Annotated in this window: 2 protein-coding genes; both read right to left on the bottom strand. The window is 73.2% G+C overall.

Translation table 11 applies throughout. The features are described 5' to 3' along the window. A partial coding sequence (locus GUY61_RS38585; RefSeq protein WP_166634933.1) for a PspA/IM30 family protein occupies nucleotides 1-732 on the bottom strand: 732 nt, incomplete at its 3' end. A gap of 119 nt (nucleotides 733-851) precedes the next feature. Next, nucleotides 852-950, bottom strand: coding sequence for an SHOCT domain-containing protein (locus GUY61_RS38580; protein ID WP_398958481.1), 99 nt, complete (start codon nucleotides 948-950; stop codon nucleotides 852-854). Between the last annotated feature and the right edge of the window lie 39 nt (nucleotides 951-989).

Raw genomic sequence — 989 nt, 5'->3', positions numbered from 1 at the left:
CTCCACCGCCGGCGGGGCGGCGGGCGCGGCCGGGAGCCGCGTCTTCATCCGTGCCAGTTCGAGCTCCACGTCCCGGCCCGCGGTCACGGACTCCAGCTCGGCCTGGATGTCGTCACGCCCGGCCGGCAGGGTGGCGTCCTCCAGCGCGCCCGAGGCGATCAGTTCGTCCAGTGCACCGGCCCGCGCCTGGAGCTGTTCGGTCCTGTCCTGTGCGCGTTGCATCGCCAGGCCGACGTCGCCCATCTCCTCACCGATGCCGGTGACGGCCTCGGTGATACGGGTCTGGGCCTCGGCCGCCGTGTAGGTGGCCTTGATGGTCTCCTTCCGCGTGCGGAACGCGTCGACCTTCGCCTGGAGCCGCTGGGCGGCCAGGGTGAGCTTCTCCTCCTGGTCGCGCAGTGACGTCTGCTGCACCTCCAGTTCGGTGATCTGCGAGGCGACGGCCGCGCGGCGGCCCAGCGCCTCGCGGGCCAGATCCTCGCGTCCCGCCGCCAGGGCCGCTTCCGCCTGGTCCCGCAGCTTACCCGTGGACTCCCTCAGCCGGCTCACCTGCAGGTCGAGGCGCTTGCGGCTGGTCGCCACATCGGCGACGCCGCGCCGCACCCGCTGCAGCATCGCGAGCTGCTGCTCGTAGGAGTAGTCCAGGACCTCGCGCGGGTCCTCCGCCCGGTCCAGTGCCTTGTTCGCCTTGACCCGGAACAGGGTGGCGATGCGCTGCGTGATGCTGGTCATTTCAGACCGCCTTCCGCTCGGTTGCCACGCCGTGCCGTCCGGTCCGCCGTCCGTCCGTCCGTCCGTCCGTCCCATTGTCCGGGCGTCGCCCCCGCCCGGCAGCTTCGGACGGAGAGCCGTCAGCTTTCGGCGGGTGGTCCGGAGGAGCGCAGGACGGCGAGCCGGCGCCGGTACTCCTCCTCGTCGATGTCCCCGCGGGCGAAGCGCTCGGCGAGCAGGTGCTCGGCCGTCGTGGACGCCGGGGGCGCCGGGGGCGC

The sequence above is a fragment of the Streptomyces sp. GC420 genome (genome assembly GCF_009916105.1).
In the GTDB taxonomy this organism is placed as follows: Bacteria; Actinomycetota; Actinomycetes; order Streptomycetales; family Streptomycetaceae; genus Streptomyces.
This window is presented reverse-complemented; position numbering and strand designations above follow the sequence as displayed.